Here is a 16,334-nt window from a genome sequence, read left to right on the forward strand (position 1 = left end):
AGGATGTGGGAGAGTAGGTCACCGCCGGACAATATTTGAAGTGTAGGGCCCCGCATGGTTGCGGGGCCCTACCTGTTTAACCCGTGGCGTGTTTGATGGGGGTTGGGCAGGGGTGGGTGGTGAATCTCTCAGGGGGAAGATCGCCGCCTGGTTCTCATCGAACCGGCAGTAGATGCCCGTGTGGGGCCCGGGAAGAGCATCTACTGCCATCTCGCGGGGGAGGAGGGGGCTGAGGGTTACGGGCGGGGGCGCCAGGGGCCAAGATGGACCTGTGTCCGGAACGAATATGAACCAGGCCTTTCTCCGCCGGATTACGTCCGGCACCGACGTAGAACGCACCACCTTCTTCAGCGACGCCGTGTTTGCCATTGCCATGACGCTTCTTGCAGTGGATATCAAGATTCCGCAGGTGCCGGACGGGGATCTGGGGCGGGCCGTCGCCGAACAGTGGCCGGAGTTCGCCGCTTATCTGCTGTCCTTCGCCGTCGCTGGCACCTATTGGCTCAGCCATCACCGGCTTTTTCGGCTGCTTAAGGGGTTCACCGCCGGGTTCCAGCGGCTGAACCTGGTACTGCTGTTCTTCATCGGTCTGCTCGGTTATGCCACCGACATGCTGGCATTCCATGCAGACCAGGCGATCGGCGTCGTCATTTACGCGGCCACGCTTGGGCTCATCGGGGCCGCAAACACTTCCCTGTGGCTCTATGCCGGACGGCACAAGATGTTCCAGGAGGATGTGGATCCGCGGTTGGTCACGTTCGCCCGTGTCCGTGCGCCGGTGACTCCTGCTGTTTTCCTGCTCTCCATTCCCGTGGCACTCCTGAATCCGATTGCAGGCATCCTGAGCTGGCTGGCCATTCCACTAGTGAATGCCGGTCTTCGGGTGTGGGGCAGCAGGCTTCCGGGGCCCGAGGCGGACGAAGCGTGAAGCACCCGATTCGTTGGATTGGCACCGCGTCGGGTAGTCTTATATCTGCTTCTTACGGAGCAAAGCCTGGAGGATTCGCCTAGCGGCCTATGGCGCACGCCTGGAACGCGTGTTGGGTTAACGCCCTCGGGGGTTCAAATCCCCCATCCTCCGCCACTCAAGCCCCACCAGCCGGATTTATCCGGCCGGTGGGGCTTGTTTCGTTTTCACGCCGGTGCCACTGTCTCTGGGTATGGGAGATGGCTCGAGTTTTCGACAGGTGCAGCAGGATCCGGCCGTGGCAGTGGTGACCGGCGCGTCCCGCGGCATCGGCCGCGCGGTGGCGGAACGGCTGGCAGCCAACGGCACCCACGTGATGGTGGGCTACCGGCGCAGTGCGGAGGCAGCGGCCGACGTCGTCACTGAGCTGAAGCGCCTGGGCGGCGGAGGGACTGCGGTGCAGGCAGAACTGGAAGAGCCCGACGGCGTCAGCGCCCTTTTCGATGCGGCCGCCTCCCGCTTTGGCCGGGTGGACTACTTTGTCAGCTGCGCGGCAGCGGCGGCCTTTAAGCACGTCGTCGACCTGAAGCAGTACCATCTGGACCGCGCCTACGCCGTGAATTTCCGTGCCTTTGTCGCCGGTGCCCAGGAAGCCGTGCAGCTCATGGACCGCGGCGGCCGGATCGTAGCCCTGACCAGCTACGGCAGCACCCGGGTCTTTCCCGCCTATGCCCTGCTGGGTTCCTACAAGGCGGCGGTAGAGGCCATGGTCCGGTACATGGCGGTCGAGTTTGCCGGTTACGGCATCAACGTCAACGCCGTGAACGGCGGGCTGGTGGCCTCGGACTCACTGGACCACTATTACGGCCTGGAGGGCCAGGTTCCGCTGCCGGACGTGCTGCGCAGCATTCCCAAGAAGCGCGCAGCCACTGCCGGGGAGCTGGCCCAAACCGTCCACTTCCTGCTCTCCCCGGCCGCCGAATACATCACCGGGCAAACACTGGCCGTGGACGGAGGGCTTTCCCTGCCGTCCCCGCCCTTCCACGCTGATATGGGTGCAGCGCTGGCCCTGCCCCCACGTCCGGTGCGAGCCCAGCCCGACTCCGGTGAGCACCGCAAAGGAACCGTCACCTCCTGAAAGGACCGCACCATGGCTTACGATCCCGCCCGGTTCAAGAAGTACTTCGAGCATGAGCTGACCTATGCCTCCGGTTTCGCACGGAACGTCTCGCGGTTTGCGTCCCGGGTGGCCATCAGCGATCCGGCCGCCGGACGGGAGCTGACCTACGCGCAGCTGGGGCGGGAGGTGGACCAGGCGGCCCGGGCCTTGGCCGAACGCGGGATCGGCCGCGGTGACCGGATCCTCTTCCAGCTCTACAACGGCATCGACTTTGCCCTGCTGTATCTGGCGGCGCAGCGGCTCGGGGCCGTGGGCGTGCCGGCCAATTACCGGCTGGCCCCGGCGGAGACCGCGCACATTCTGAAGGACAGCGAGCCGGGCGTGTTCGTGTTTGACGCCGAAATCGCGAAAACTGCTGAGCAGGCGCTGGCGCTGGCCGGCGTCGACCCCGCCGTACTGGTGGCGGGGGAGGGCACAGGCGAGGGCAACGGCGCGGTCAATGCCACGGGGCATGAGCCGTTCGACGACGCCGTCGCCCGGGCCGGCGGCGAGCTCGCGGCACTGCCGGAGGACTTTTCCATCTACGAGGAGAGCACCCGCTTCTACACCTCGGGCACCACCGGGATGCCCAAGGGCGTCGCCCTGCCCTCCATCGCCGAGCTCATGAGCGCGCACGACGTGATCATGCACTTTCCGCTGTCCCCGTATGACCGCACCCTGAACATGACGCCCTGGTTCCACCGCGGCGGCCTGCACTCCGGCGGCCCCTGTCCCGCGTTCTATATCGGAGCCGGCGTGGTGCCGCTGCGGAACTTCAACGCGGCCACGGTCCTGGACTGGGTGGGCGAGCAGGGACTGACCTTCCTGATCGGCGCGCCCACCACGCTGGAAATGATCGCCGCGGAGCAGGAGAAGAATCCACGGGACCTGAGCACCCTGAACGGAATTGTCACCATGGGTGCGCCGCTGGACCGGGCCTCCGCCATCCGCTACCAGGAGCTGCTCACCCCGCGCATCTTCAACGGCTACGGCACCACGGAGGGATTCTGGAACACCTTCCTGCGGCCCGAGGACCTGCCCGCCGGCGCCGGAACCGCCGGACGCGCACTGACGGACGACGACGTCGCCGTGGTCAAGATCTTCGAAGACCGCCGGGCACGCCCCGACGAGCTGGCCGCCCGGGACGGCATCGAGGAGGGCGAGGTAATCATGCGCTCTCCGAAATCCGGGTTCAGCTATGTGAATCTTCCGGGTGCGGAGGAGGAAAAGTTCCTGGACGGGTGGATCTATCCCGGAGACCTGGCCACCTGGGACGAAGACGCGGGTTCCTGACCATCCTGGGCCGGACCGATGACATGATCATCTCCGGCGGCGAAAACATTCATCCGGTCCAGGTGGAGGCAGCGCTGGGGGACCATCCCGGGGTGCTGGACGCCGTCGTCGTGGGCGTGCCGGACGAAAAGTGGGGGCAGCGCGTTGCCGCCTACATCATCCGCCGCGACCCGGAACTTACCGCCGCGGACCTGGAATCGTTCTGCCTGGCGCACCTGGGGCTCGCGGACTTCAAGCGCCCGCGCGGCTACCGGTTTGTGGATGAGGTGCCGATGACCGCCACCGGCAAGAAGATGCACTACAAGGTGGCGAAGACGGCGGCCGAGGACTGGGCCGCAGGGCGGATGGAGACCCCGGCGCCGCCTGCGCCCCCGGTCACGGGCAGTGCAGGGAAGGAGCCCGGCAGTGCATGAACGCGTGGTCATCACCGGCATGGGGGCGGTAACACCGCTGGGCAACAGCTGGCCGGACACCTGGGACGCGCTCAAGAACGGCCGCAGCGGCGTCGGTCCCATCACTGCCTTTGACGCGTCGGATTTTCCCACCCGGATTGCCGCGGAGGTCAGGGGGTTCGACGCCGCCGCCCTCCTGCCGGTGAAACGCCTGAACCGCTCCTCCCGCGCCTCGCAGCTGGCGGTGGCCGCGGCCCGGGAGGCAGTGGCCGACGCCGGATTCGGCACCTCCCTGGCGGAGCTGGACGCCGGAATCAGCATCAACAGCGCGGTCTCCGGGTATCCCGAAATCCAGGACGCCACCCGGCTTTTTGACCGCAGCGGGATGCGGCCGGTCAGCCCCAGCTTTGTGGCCTCCTCGCTCACCAATATGCCCGCCTGCGAGGTGGCGATGGATCTGGGTGTGCACGGGCCGGTCAATGCCAGCGCGCTGGCCTGCGCTTCCGGCACGCACGCGCTGCTGGACGCCCGGCGGACGCTGCTGGCGGGGGAGGCCGACGTCGTCGTCGCCGGCGGTACCGACGCCGCCATCACCCCGGTGATGTTCGCCGGGCTGACCGCGATGCGCGGACTGTCCCGAAATAATGACGCGCCGGAAGAAGCTTCCCGGCCCTTTGATGCGAACCGGGACGGGTTTGTGTTCGGTGAGGGAGCGGTGGTGTGCACGCTGGAACTGCTCTCGCATGCCCGGGCCCGCGGTGCGCAGGTGTATGCGGAGGTGCTGGGCGGGGCGATGACGTCCGATGCCTTCCACATTGTGGCCCCGGAACCCAGCGGGAAATATGCGGCGCGGGCCATCTCGCAGGCGCTGCACCGCTCCGGTCTGGATCCGGCGGATGTGGACCTGATCTGCGCGCACGGCACCTCCACCGTGGCCAATGACCTGACCGAAACCCTCGCCATCCGCACCGCGTTCGGGTCCGAGGCGGACCGGCTGGCCGTGACGGCGCCCAAGTCGATGACCGGGCACCTGATCGGCGCCGCGGGAACACTGGCGTCGCTGCTGTGTGCGTGCGCGATCGGCGAGGGCGTCATTCCGCCCACCATCAACTATTCCGATCCGGATCCGGAGTGCGATCTGGACTATGTGCCCCGGACCGCCCGCGAACGGGCGGTCCGGTATGCGGTGACCAATGCGTTTGGATTTGGCGGGCAGAACTGCGTGGTGGCGTTCGGGCCCGTGTGACCTGCCGGAATCCGGCCGGCCGGTTTAGTTGTTGGCCAGGGCCTCGTCCAAGGGCTTCTGGATCTCGCTGTAGGCACCGGACTGCAGCTGCAGCTCCTGGTCGTTGAGGATCAGGGTGGGGGTGCCCTTGAGCTGCAGCTCCTGCGCATCCTGCAGGTCCCGGGCCACACGTTCCTTGATGGCTTCGGAAGCGTAATCGGCCCGGAATTTGTCCATGTCCAGGTTTAGATCTTCGGCGTAGGAGGCGAAAATGCTATCGACATCCGACGCGGTCTTCCAGTCCTGCTGGTGCTCGAAGACGGAGGATGCCATCTCCTCCAGGGCACCCTGCTCAGCGGCTGCCTCCACGGCGCGGGCTGCCGGTTCGGCGTTCAGGTGCTTGGGCAGCGGGTAGTTCCGCACGAGGATGCGGACGGAATCTCCGTAGTCGTCCTGCGCCTGCTGGATCAGGGTGTCCATCTTGGCGCAGTAGGGGCACTGGTAGTCGGTGAAGAGGACCAGGGTGGCCTGGGGATTGTCCGGATTGGTGATGGCCCGCGCGTCCGCCGGGGCCAGCTGGTCCATTTGCTCGGCCGTGAATGAGGTTACCGCGGATGCGCTGGCTGATGCTTCGGCCGTGACGGTTGCTTCGGGTGCCGGATCGGGCGCCGCACAGGAGGCGACGCCGCCGAGGGCGAGCAGTGAGGCGAGTACCAGGGTAGGGGCAGTCCTGTGCATAGGTCCTTTCCGCCGTCGGGAAGGCCGTGCGGCACACGGCCGGTTACTGTCCTGCAGTTGCCTTACTATCAATGGTTCCACTGGAGCCCGGGGGCCGGAAGATGTTTCTCCCAGAGAAAAGTATGATTTCGATCTGCGGTCCATCACGGCTGGACAAGCAGGATGCCGGCCAGCGCGATTCCGGCCACGAGGACGGTCGAAGCTGTGGCCAGGATGAACGGCCGGGCCCCGATCCGCATCAGGCTGCGGATTTTGACGCCGCATCCCAGCCCAAACATTGCTGCGGACAGCAGTGCGGTTTGGGTGAAGCTTCCCGCTTGGATCACGGCGCCGGGCAGGTCAACAAAGGACCGAAGCAGGACCATGGCCAGGAAGCCGAGGATGAACAAGGGAATAATGGGGGGACGCTTTTGTCCCTCCTCAACCCGGCCGGACCGGCGCTGGCGAACGCTCAGGACTGCGGCAACGGGGGCGAGCATCAGGACGCGGGCCAGTTTGACGACCACTGCAACAGTCAGCGCTCCGCCGCCTATGACTCCGCCGGCGGCAACCACCTGGGCAATTTCATGGATGGAGCCTCCGGCCCACATGCCGCTGATTTCAGGGCTCAGGCCCAGCATGCTGGCGACTAGGGGCAGGCCAAAAATCATGAGGGTGCCGAAAATGACTACCAGCGCCACGGCGGTGACCACGTCCTCCTCCTCGGAGTCAGTGACGCCTTCAACGCCGGCTACCGCGGCGGCCCCGCAGATGGAAAAGCCGCACGCAATGAGCAGCACCTGGGCGGGACTCATTTTCAGCAGGCGGCCCATCAGAATAGTGCCGAAAATTCCGCCGGCCACGATGCAGACAATGACAACCAGCAGAGGCACCCCCAGCGAGACAATGTCAGAAAGCACCAGCTGCAGGCCCAGAAAGACGATCCCCAAACGCAGCAGTTTTTTGGAAGCAAAGGTGATGCCGGGTCCGGCGGCCGCCGGCAGGCGGACCACATTGGTCAGCACGATCCCCAGCACAATAGCGATGATCAGGGGGCTGGCAGCAGGAAGGGCAGCGTTTACGGTGATCGCCAGCGCCGTGGCCGCCGCGCATAACAGCAGCCCCGGGATGTACTTCTTGAAGGCATCGGTGCCTCCGCGGCGGGCTGTTGCCGGAATTAAGTGCTGTGTGTCTATGGGCATATTCTGATGCTGTCACCGGGCTGACCCGGCCGGTAGCCGGCAAATCCACATGGACCTATACGATTTTGATATGAGTGATACGTGGCCAAACCTTCAGGTTCTGGAACTTTTTGTGGCCGTGGCGGAGGAGGGGAGCGTCGGAGCGGGGGCGCGGAAGGTGGGAATGACGCAGCCTAACGCCAGCAGAGCCATTGCGGAGTTGGAGGTCAAGTTCAATGCAGCCCTGCTGGACCGCAGCCCGCGCGGTTCGGTGCCTACCGCCAGGGGACTGTTGCTGGCGGACCAGGCCCGGGAACTGCTTGACGCAGCGCGTCGCTTCAACGAGGTGGTGCGGACCAGCGGCCAGGGCGGCGTCATGAAACTTCGGGTGGGAGCCAGCAACACCATAGCGGATACGCTGCTGCCCGCCTGGCTGGCCGAACTGCAACGAAGACTGCCGCAGGCCCGCGTAGAGGTGCAGGTGGAGAATTCGGCCCGGGTTATCCAGGAGGTGCAGCGGGGTGCCCTCCAGCTGGGTTTCGTGGAGACGCCGAATGTTCCTGTCCGGCTCAATGCCATGGTGGTCCAGGAGGATGAGTTGGTGGTGGTGACCGCCCCCACCCATGAGTGGGCGAACCGTGCAGGCCGGATCAGTCTGCAGGAACTGGCGGAAACACCGCTGGTGGTCCGGGAGCACGGCTCCGGCACACGAGAGGCGCTGCAGGAGGTGCTCGCCGGGTATGACGTTGCCGAGCCGGCACAGGTACTGGGGAGCAATGCCGCGGTGCGGGTGGCCGTCGCCGCCGGAGCCGGTCCGGCGGCACTGAGCGAACTGGCCGTGCGGAACCAGCTTGCCAGCGGCGAGCTGCTGCGGGTCCCCTTTGAAGGCCAGGGTATTGGCCGGCCGCTGACCGCCGTCTGGGCCGGCCCGCGGCGCCTTTCCGGCGTTGCCCTGGAACTGGTGGCCGTGGCCGCTGCCACGCGGTAGCGGGCGGGCCAGGCGGCAGGTTATGGCCGGGGTGCGGGCTACGGCCGGGCGGCCAAGCGCCCAATACGCTCGCGGGCGGACCGCTCACTGGGGCCCATCGGCCCAAGCCCCAGCCGGATGATGCCCAGCACGGCCTTGACCGGCAGCCGCATCGGTATCCGGAATGGGCCAATCCGGGGCTCCTGAAGCCCCAGCAGTTCCCGGTGCTTCGGTTCCAGGGAGGCGACTGCGCCGGCGAAGAGCACCCGGTAACCCATCAGCTGGGAGCGCGGCAGCGGCGGCCGGCGCAGGAAACCCACCGCTTCCCGGACGTAATCACTGTTCCGCAGCTCGCCGTCGTACGCTGCCATCTGGGCCCGCAGCTCCGCCTCGGACCGCGGCGGGTTATCGATGCGCATCAGTTCCCCGGCCACCGCCCATTCGTCCACGTAGGCATCCGGGCCACCCGGAATCGGCCCGCCGAAGCGCTGATGGGAGCTCAGGAACGCATCGGTGAACGCCAGATGCACCCAGCGGGCAATCTCCGGATCGTTCGCCGAGTATGGGCGTTCGACGCCGGCGGCGTCCTCATAGGTGCCGTGGACGCGTTCGTGCAGGCGCAGGACCCAGTCGGAGCCGGATTTCGCGGCGTGGGTGTCTCCGTAGGTGACGGTGAAAATCCAGCGGATGGTACCGGCGAGCCGGCCCAGCGGATCGTTCTTGTAGTCGGAGAAGTCGTGCACGCCCGCCATCGCACCGGGATGCAGGGCCTGCAGCAGCAGGGCACGGATGCCGGCGATGATGGGCGTCATGGAGCTGTGCACCGCCCAGACGGCGGATTCCGGATCAAAATGCCCGGCGTCGTCGCCCTTGGCGAGTTCCAGCTCCCACTGGGGGATCTCGGTGGCGTTGTTGCTGAAGGTGCCGATCAGCTGCCGGCGCCAGGAGGAAAGAAGGTTGCCCATCCTTCCAGTATGGCCCGGGCCGCTGAGTGCAGACTGGCAGCTGCAACTGATCAATTCGAGTTACCCGGAGCTGCTACAGCTTCCGGGTCGAAGCACCACTCAGGGCGCGTCGCTGGTCCCGAATCGGAAGCCGGCAGCAACGGCGGCAGCGAAGAGCACCAGGGCAGCCGGCCAAAGGACGCCGGCAAGGTTTCCGAGCGGTCCCGGAGTTCCCAGCAGGATGCACAGAACTCCGGCGACAATGGAGACATTTACCAAGTGCTTTTGTTTCATATCTCCACGATAACAAGGGGCGCGCACTACAGATTTGTTGGTTTCCCGGCCGGAGGCGACGACGGCGGCCGTGCCCCGCCGTCGTCGGCCTGCCTACCGCAGCAGGATGTTCACCGGCACCGACCCGGTCCCGCGGCGGATCTCCCGTTGCAGCACCCCGGAACGGTTGACGGCGTCGTCGCGCAGGATTTCGGTGACCGATCCCAGGAAGCGGGACAGGTCCACCTTGTCCTCCGGTGCGGCAAGCAGCAGCTGGAAGCCGAACTCGTGCAGCGCGTTGATGGACGCCTCGGCGAAGGAGAGGGACGACTTCACGAACGCCTCATCCATCATCACCGTGCCGTAGGTGCTGAAGCCCTGGCTCACGATGCCCAGCTGGTAGGCCAGCGCGGAGGCCATGATGAACGCGGTGAAGCGCTGGCCTTCGCCGCCGGACATCAGCGAGGCCTGCAGATTGGTGTATGCCTGGCCGTTGGCGAGGCGGTGCGTGCAGGTGATGGTCACGTGGGAGCGGACATCCAGGACCTCGGCCCGCCAGCGGCGTTCCTCCGGGTCCTTGAGCCGGTCCACCAGGTTCTCCAGCGCGGTGTACCGGGCGTCCATGTCCGCCTTGTTCTGCCGCATCCCCATCATGGGCAGTGCGTTCTTCAGTTCGGTGCGGAACTTGTGGGCGGCGTCGGGAACCGTGGTTTTGACCTCGATCTCCAGGTGGCTGTCCACATGGTATTCCACCCGCTGCAGCACCGAGTTCAGCGGCAGCAGGCGTGAGGAGATGCTGCGCCGTTCCTCGTCCAGTAGGGCCAGCAGGTCGCTGAACCGCTCATAGGTGCGGTTGTTGAAGTATTCCCGGAACTCGGTTTCGTGCTGCGGCAGGCCCTCGGAGACAATGCTCTCGAACCGCTCGGCGTAGGCGCCGGCGGCGTCCACCGAGGTGCCGAAGTCCGATCCCCACTTGTCCGTGAATGTCTCAAAGGTCCGCTCCAGCCGGTTTTTCGTTTCCAGCAGCGTCTTATCCAGCCGGGCGCCCTCGGTGATCAGGGTGCGCTCCACCTCGGCGGCGGCCTCCTGCAGGCGGACGACGTCGGTGATCTCGCCGAAGGGAGCGAAGAGTTCCTCCAGCGCTTCCTGCAGGGAGGCGTCCAGGGCGCCCAGTGCCTTGGCGGCGAGGGTGTCCCGGCGGCCGGTGGCGGCAGCGAGCTGTTCGCGGGTGCGGGCCAGGTCGCCCTTGAGCACGCCGATCTTCTCGATCGCCGCGGTCGAGTCCAGCTCAGCGGTGTCCAGCTCGAACCGGATCTGGTCCAGGTCCGTGTTGGCGTCCCGGGCGGAATCCAGCGCATCGGTGGCGGCAGCAACGGCGTCGCGCTGGGCGGCGGCGGAGAGCTCCTCCCACGAGCGGGTGTCGGCGGCGACGCGGCGGACCGCGGCAAGCCGGCTGACCAGCTCGGCCTGGGTCTGGGCCTGCGCCTGGGAGCGGGTGTCGGCCTCTGTGTAGCGGTCCCGCAGGGTCAGCAGCTCATTGCCGAGGGCGGCGACGGTGTCCTTGTTGTCAAAGCCCAGCACGTTGTCCGAGGCCTTGGCGTGCCGGTCATCCTTCTCCGTGGTGGAGGAGTTGCGCTTGACCGCGCCGCCCAGGCTCACGCCGCGGGAGAGCCCGGCGAGCTCGTCCGGATCCTCCACGCAGACAAAGTCGTAATGCGCGGTGATCTTCCGGGCCACCCAGCGGCCCATCTCGGAGTCCTGCGTGACCAGCTTGGTGATCAGGTCCCGGGGTCCGGGTTCTGACGGTCCCTCCACCGGAACGCTGACGTCGATGCAGCGCAGGAAGCCGTTGAGGTTGGTTTCGGAAAGGTAGCGGGTGACGGCGCGCATGTGCTCGCCGGGCACCAGCAGTGCGGTCGCGAGGGAGCGCAGCGTGCGCTCGGCGGCCGGGCGCCACTGCTGCTGCTCCGGCTCCAGATCGATCAGCTCGGCGGCGAACGGCAGGTCCGCCTCGTCCAGGCCGGTGGCGGCGCAGATCTTGGCGCGCTGGTCCAGGGATTCCTGCCGGATGTTGGAGGTGCGGCGGCGGAACGAGCCAATGTCGTTTTCCAGCTTGGCGATCTGCCCCTTGAGCTGCCAGGCCTGACCATGGGCATCGGAACTGCGTTCGCGGGCTGCCTCCACCTCCAGGGTCAGGGACTTCACCAGCTTGGCGGCGCGGCTACGGGCGGTCACCAGACCGGCGGGGGAGAAGTCCACCTCGATGCCGGCCGCGGCCAGTTCACCGCGGGCGGTTTCCTCCAGTGCCACGCGGGAGGTCAGCTGCACGACGGCGGCCGCCAGCTCGCGCTCGAGCGTGGCGATGGTGCCGCCGCCTTCTTCGCTGTACCGGGCGGTGAGGGCGTTCAGCTTCTTCTTCAGGTCGTCGCGGCGGATCTCGGCGGCGGCCAGTTCGCGGGCGCCGGTGGCCTCTTCCGCGGTGAGCCGGGCGACGTCGCGCTCGTGGCTGGCCAGGGTCAAGCGCTGCCGGTACGCGGGCAGTCCCTCCTTGGTGAGGGCGCGGTTGTGCCGCAGCTCGGCGTCGGCGGTCGTGAAGAGCCGGTGCAGGTCCGGCACATCGGCTAGGTGGTCGCGCTGCTGGCGGGCGCGTTCAAGCTGCCGGCGGATGCTGCGCAGGTGGCTGAAGTCCTCCACCGCTTCATCGGCGGCGGCCAGCGTCTTGGGGGTGTCCAGCACGTTGGTGCGGAAGAAGTCGTTGACCGTGCCGCCCAGGCCCTTGCCGGTCTGCAGGATGCGCAGCAGGCCAAAGGCCTTCTCATCCTCCACCCCCAGGGCGGTGCGGAAGCGTTCAGCGAACATCTTGTGCGAATCGAAGATGGCGGCGCCGGGCAGCAGCGCTTCGAGGCTGCCCTTGGTGAAGCGGCCGCGCATTTCGGTTTCCAGAGCGCGGATGTCCAGCGGTCGGTTGTGCACGGCGTAGAACCGGCCCACGTGGTGCTCGGTGCCGTTGGCGGGCAGGTCCATGAGCACGGAGAGTGAGGTGATCTGCCCGAGCCCGTTGTCGAAGGTCAGGCAGACGGCGGACCAGGTGGCGCCGGGGCGCTGGTAGGCGGTGCCGTCCGCGCCTGCCGTGCCGCCGTCGTCGGGCCCTGTCCCGTTGCCGGAACCCTGGGTGCCCAGCCGGCCGCGCATGTAGGAGAACGCGGTGCGCTTTTCCTCGGCCAGGGACCCGCCGTTGTTCTGCGCGGCCTCGTTCATTTTCGGCCGGGCGTCCATGACCTGGAGCATGGCGTCGAAAATGGTGGACTTGCCCACGCCGGAGTCACCGGTGAGCAGGGTGCCTGCGCGGTCCACGTAGATGGTGTGCGCGCCGTCGAACGTTCCCCAGTTCACGATCTGCACGGAGGAGAGCCGGTTCTGGCCGGGATTGATCAGGTCGCCCATGGGAAGGGTGGTTTCGATGCTCACGCGATGTCCTCGCCGTCGTTGGCTGTGGTCGGTTCGGGCAGTACTGGTTCGGGAAGTTCGGGCTGTTCGCCGGAGGCGTCCGTCAGGGCCTGCATGAAGGTGACAATGTCGCCGATGTGCTCGTAGGGCAGGGCCAGCGGCAGGGCACCGGAAATGACCCAGACGTTCTCCACCTCGGTGGGCAGCAGCAGCCGGCGTTCCTGCACGAGTTTGCGGATGGCGGCGTCGGCCACGTCTTCGACGGACTTGGCGTCGCGCTGGCCGGGATCGACGTAACCCTCGATGATTTCGACGATGTCGGCGCGGGCAATCACGGCGTCGTTGCCGGTGCCGGCGTGCCGGTCCAGCAGCAGGCGCATGCGCAGCAGCAGCAGGGTTTCCTCGCGGGTCATTTCGCGCTGGCGCTGCAGGACTGCGGTGTGCGGTTCGGGCATGTCCACCGGGCGCAGCAGGGCCACCTTGCGGTCCTCGTCAATGACCAGGGTCAGGAACAGCTCGCTGAGCCGGGTGCGCAGCTCGGCCTGGTTATCCACCACGGTGTTGTAGACGTTGTCGCTGCTGGTGGCGTCCAGGTACGGGCCGCGCAGCAGCCGGATCAGGGCCTGGCGCAGTTTCAGCGGCAGGGTTCCGGTGTCGCCGGGGAACAGTTCGGGGCCGTCGACGAGGACGTTCCGGGATGTGGCGGCGGGCTCGGTGTACTCGGCGTACTCTGCCGAGTCGGTGCTCTCCGGGGTTTCGGTGGTGCTTTCACTCATGGCTGGGGGCTTTCGCGACGGCGACGGCGGGCAGCAGCGCGGTGCGCTCGCTGCCGTCGATCTGGGTAAAGGTGAGGGATTCGGGGCGGGAGGCCAGCCCTGAGGGGGTGCTGCCGCCGTTGGAACCGGAGGAGAAGTCCTCCGCACCGGCCTCGAGGGCGGCCGAGAGCAGGGCGCGGATGCTGTTCAGGTGCCGGTCCTCCGGAGCGAGCTGGGCGAAGACCTCGCCGACCGTGGCCGTGCCGCTGGCGGCGGCGGCCCGGGTGACGGCGTCGCGCAGTGCCCGGCGGTTGGCCTTGGGCGTGCGGATGGAACGGTGGATGTCCGCTTCGCTGAACGACGGCGGTGCCGGCAGCTTGGGCGGCGGGGCGTGGTCTTCGGGGTTGAACAGGTGCACCATGCCCAGGGATTCAAAGGCTGCCCCGTACAGCTGGGGTGCCGGGACTGCGGCGGTGCGCCGCTTGCTGCGCGGTGCCTTGTGGATGGCGGTTTCTGCGGTGCGGATCAGCTGGCGCAGCTGGACCGATTCGCGGTACTCATCGCTCTGCACATAGGTGTGCATGGACTCGGAGAGCCGGCCGTAGATGCGGTGGATTTCCGTGGCCTGGGCGCGCATGTCGCTGATCAGCCGGTGCAGGCCCTGCCGATCCTCCGGCGGCATGTCATCGGCGAAGTCGCGCTCCAGCACCTCGGCGATGGCGTGCCGGAAGCGGTCCTGCTGTTCGGCGTCGTTCAGGAAGGCGGTGAAGCTTTCGTAGGTCCGGCCTTCGCTGGTGTTGCGCAGTTTGCGGTCGGCTTCGAGGATTTCGCCCATGGTCAGGCCCTTGGCGGCGTTGGATTCCACCATTTCCTGGCGCAGGGCGTGCAGCATTTTCTCCAGGCCGTCGCGCATGCGCTTGAAGTCGGCCGGCAGTGCCGCGGCGAGGTCCAGGATGTCCTGGGCGGCTTCGACGGCGGTCTCACCGTCCACCGGGGCCGGGGCGTCTCCGGCCTCGAGGGCGCGGATCATGTCCTCGCGGCGGGCCACTTCCTCTTTGAGCACCGCGATACGTGCGGCGGGGTCCGGATTGGTCTCCTGGGCGAGGTTTTCCACCCGGGACAGCAGCGTGGCCAGCCGGGAGGAGTTCAGGCTGGTCTTGTCCGAGGTGTTGCCGTCCAGATAGGACAGGAACCGCACGGAGGATTCGGTCAGTTCGTAGACGAAGCGGCCGTCCACGCGCGGCCGGGCCAGGAAGCGGCGGGCCACCCAGTCATCGGCGTAGTTCTTTCCGGTCCAGTCCTCGCGCAGGGCGACATCCGAGATGCGCAGCTGGCGCAGGAACCCGTCAGCCATTTTGTGGAATTCCTCTAGCGGAACCTGCGGGCGGGTGCGCCCGAAGGCCTCGCGGAACAGGGCCAGCACCCAGGGATTGGCCGTGGTCAGTTTCCAGCCCGGAGTGGCTTGGAGCCGCTGCAGTTCCGCCCAGCGGGCAACCGTGTTTTCGATGAAGGACATACTGCGCTTTCCGGCCGTGCGGTGAGGAGAAACGGGCCTCCTCGATTTTAGCCGGGTGGACTGACGGAACCGGTATCGGCGTGCGGCGGCTGCCGAGGCGGCGGGTGTGAACCGTCCCGGGAATCATGCCGCCTGTTTGTTGGCGGCGTCGTCGGATAACGGGCCGGTTTGTAGATCATAATATGTCTGCTCGTATTCCTCTGGCGTCTGGTGATCCAGGGCGGAATGCAGGCGTTCATTGTTGTACCAGTGGACCCACTCGAAGACGATCTCCATTACGTCGGTTTCGGTCTTCAGCGCCCCGCTGCGGAACGGTGAATCCTTCGCGACAGCCTCGTTCTTGAACAGTCCCATTACGGTCTCGGCGGCTGCATTGTCATATGCATCACCCACGCTGCCAATGGAGGGCTGTAGGCCCTCCAGGGCCAGGGTGTCCGTATAACGGATCGAGGTGTATTGGCTGCCGGCATCTGAATGATGGATCAGTCCCGCCGGTACCGGCCGACCGGCGTGTTCGCGTCGCCACAGGGCCATCCGCAGGCAGTGTTCAACGAACGAAGTGTCTTTGACGGTAGAGGTTTCCCAGCCGACGATCGCCCGGGAGTACAGGTCGATGACCAGAGCGACGTAGACGAATCCGGTGTAGACCGGGACGTAGGTGAAATCGGTGACCCAGATCCGGTTCGGGGCCGGGGCCGTGAAGTCCCTGTTCAGCAGGTCGCCGGCGCGGCGGCCGTCCTTGCCGGGGATGGTGGTGCGGGTCTTGCGGCCTCTGATCAGGCCGTTCATACCCTCTTCACGCATGATCCGGTCCACGGTGTGTTTGGAGGCTTCCGGGAACCCGTTCCGGCGCAGCCACTGCGTCATTTTCCGCCGCCCGTAGATGATCTCGGGCCGAGGACGTCCCTTCACATCGGGGACTTTCAAACTGCGGAGCGCATCGGTGATGCGGGCGTCTTCGATGGTGCGCGGGGCTGGCAGGCGTTTCTTCCACGCCCGGTAGGTTCGTGCGGCGACCTGCACGCCCTGCTCCCGCAGGACGGCACAGATCGACTCGACCGCGTAACCTTCAGCGCGCATTTCGTCGATGAATCGACAGATCAGCGGCGGCGAGGGTCGAGTTCCCTCGCGAAGAAAATCGAGGCCTGTTTGAGGATCTCGTTGGACTCTTTCAAGTCCCTCACCTCAGCCCGGAGCCGCTTGATTTCCTCCAGCTCATCGCTGCTCGGTCCGGTCTTCTCACCGGCATCAACCTGGGCCTGGACAACCCAGCGGCGTAGCGATTCAGGGCCGACCCCGAGCTTTGGTGCCAGTGCTCTGCAGGCAGCATAGACAGACGAATATTCGGACAATCGATCCAAGGTCATGCGCACTGCACGGTCACGGACTTCGGGCGGGAACTGCTTGGGCATAGTCACTATCTTTCTCCAAGAAGATAGCGGCATCAAACCCGGGACGGTTCACAGTGAAGCTGGTCCTCACCACCGGCAGGGCGGTTGCCACTGTTGCCCGGGAACTTGGGCTGAACGAGGCCACTCTGGGCCGCTGGGTCAATAGC

General features: G+C 66.5%; 15 protein-coding genes and 1 tRNA gene. 8 read left to right on the forward strand and 8 right to left on the reverse strand.

Annotated elements, in window-relative coordinates; translation table 11 throughout:
* Positions 1-286 precede the first annotated feature (286 nt).
* The 6 genes from ABIB35_RS18320 to ABIB35_RS18345 all read left to right on the forward strand — a co-directional run bounded on the left by ABIB35_RS18320 (position 287) and on the right by ABIB35_RS18345 (position 4,997).
* Positions 287-928 carry a TMEM175 family protein gene (locus tag ABIB35_RS18320; protein WP_354183172.1) on the forward strand — a complete coding sequence of 214 codons (642 nt, stop codon included), beginning with the start codon at positions 287-289 and terminating at the stop codon, positions 926-928.
* Positions 929-996: 68 nt separating this feature from the next.
* Positions 997-1,084: transfer RNA gene (locus tag ABIB35_RS18325), tRNA-Ser, on the forward strand.
* Positions 1,085-1,187: 103 nt separating this feature from the next.
* Positions 1,188-2,045 (forward strand): SDR family oxidoreductase, encoded by an 858-nt coding sequence (locus ABIB35_RS18330; protein ID WP_354183173.1) that lies wholly within the window; start codon positions 1,188-1,190, stop codon positions 2,043-2,045.
* Between the two features lie 12 nt (positions 2,046-2,057).
* Positions 2,058-3,359, forward strand: a complete 1,302-nt coding sequence (locus ABIB35_RS18335) for a class I adenylate-forming enzyme family protein (protein WP_354183174.1) — start codon at positions 2,058-2,060, stop codon at positions 3,357-3,359.
* Positions 3,360-3,382: 23 nt separating this feature from the next.
* Positions 3,383-3,772 (forward strand): AMP-binding enzyme, encoded by a 390-nt coding sequence (locus tag ABIB35_RS18340; protein ID WP_354183175.1) that lies wholly within the window; start codon positions 3,383-3,385, stop codon positions 3,770-3,772.
* A complete protein-coding gene (locus ABIB35_RS18345) occupies positions 3,765-4,997 on the forward strand; it encodes a beta-ketoacyl-[acyl-carrier-protein] synthase family protein (RefSeq protein WP_354183176.1) in 1,233 nt (410 codons plus the stop codon). Before ABIB35_RS18340 ends, ABIB35_RS18345 begins: the two co-directional genes overlap by 8 nt.
* A gap of 24 nt (positions 4,998-5,021) precedes the next feature.
* On the opposite strand, the gene ABIB35_RS18350 is transcribed toward ABIB35_RS18345, so the two are convergent.
* Positions 5,022-5,714 carry a DsbA family protein gene (locus tag ABIB35_RS18350; protein ID WP_354183177.1) on the reverse strand — a complete coding sequence of 231 codons (693 nt, stop codon included), beginning with the start codon at positions 5,712-5,714 and terminating at the stop codon, positions 5,022-5,024.
* 143 nt (positions 5,715-5,857) lie between these two features.
* On the reverse strand, positions 5,858-6,895 hold the full coding sequence (locus ABIB35_RS18355) for a YeiH family protein (protein WP_354183178.1): 1,038 nt from the start codon (positions 6,893-6,895) through the stop codon (positions 5,858-5,860).
* 70 nt (positions 6,896-6,965) lie between these two features.
* Here ABIB35_RS18355 and ABIB35_RS18360 point away from each other — a divergent pair, with 70 nt between their 5' ends.
* Positions 6,966-7,862, forward strand: a complete 897-nt coding sequence (locus ABIB35_RS18360; protein WP_354183179.1) for a LysR substrate-binding domain-containing protein — start codon at positions 6,966-6,968, stop codon at positions 7,860-7,862.
* A gap of 38 nt (positions 7,863-7,900) precedes the next feature.
* Here the strand turns inward: ABIB35_RS18360 and ABIB35_RS18365 are convergent, their stop codons facing one another.
* From ABIB35_RS18365 to ABIB35_RS18390, 6 genes are all read right to left on the reverse strand, one after another.
* On the reverse strand, positions 7,901-8,806 hold the full coding sequence (locus ABIB35_RS18365) for an oxygenase MpaB family protein (RefSeq protein ID WP_354183180.1): 906 nt from the start codon (positions 8,804-8,806) through the stop codon (positions 7,901-7,903).
* A 99-nt stretch (positions 8,807-8,905) separates the two neighbouring features.
* Entirely contained in the window at positions 8,906-9,079 is a 174-nt protein-coding gene (locus ABIB35_RS18370; protein WP_354183181.1) for a hypothetical protein, read from the reverse strand.
* A 93-nt stretch (positions 9,080-9,172) separates the two neighbouring features.
* Entirely contained in the window at positions 9,173-12,526 is a 3,354-nt protein-coding gene (locus ABIB35_RS18375; protein WP_354183182.1) for an ATP-binding protein, read from the reverse strand.
* On the reverse strand, positions 12,523-13,281 hold the full coding sequence (locus ABIB35_RS18380; protein ID WP_354183183.1) for a DUF4194 domain-containing protein: 759 nt from the start codon (positions 13,279-13,281) through the stop codon (positions 12,523-12,525). The genes ABIB35_RS18375 and ABIB35_RS18380 overlap by 4 nt, the downstream gene beginning before the upstream one ends.
* Positions 13,274-14,776: a DUF3375 domain-containing protein gene (locus tag ABIB35_RS18385; RefSeq protein ID WP_354183184.1), complete on the reverse strand. Its 1,503-nt coding sequence runs from the start codon at positions 14,774-14,776 to the stop codon at positions 13,274-13,276. The genes ABIB35_RS18380 and ABIB35_RS18385 overlap by 8 nt, the downstream gene beginning before the upstream one ends.
* Positions 14,777-14,899: 123 nt before the next feature.
* A protein-coding gene (locus ABIB35_RS18390; protein WP_354183185.1) for an IS3 family transposase occupies positions 14,900-16,188 on the reverse strand; the annotation gives its coding sequence in 2 pieces (ribosomal slippage) (positions 14,900-15,915 and positions 15,915-16,188; 1,290 coding nt in all).
* Between the two features lie 53 nt (positions 16,189-16,241).
* On the opposite strand from ABIB35_RS18390, the gene ABIB35_RS18395 reads away from it, so the two are divergent.
* Positions 16,242-16,334 (forward strand): transposase (locus ABIB35_RS18395; protein ID WP_354183186.1); only part of this gene is annotated, 93 nt, incomplete at its 3' end.

Origin of the sequence: Arthrobacter sp. UYP6 (assembly GCF_040547315.1) — a bacterium.
Classification (GTDB): domain Bacteria; phylum Actinomycetota; class Actinomycetes; order Actinomycetales; family Micrococcaceae; genus Arthrobacter_B.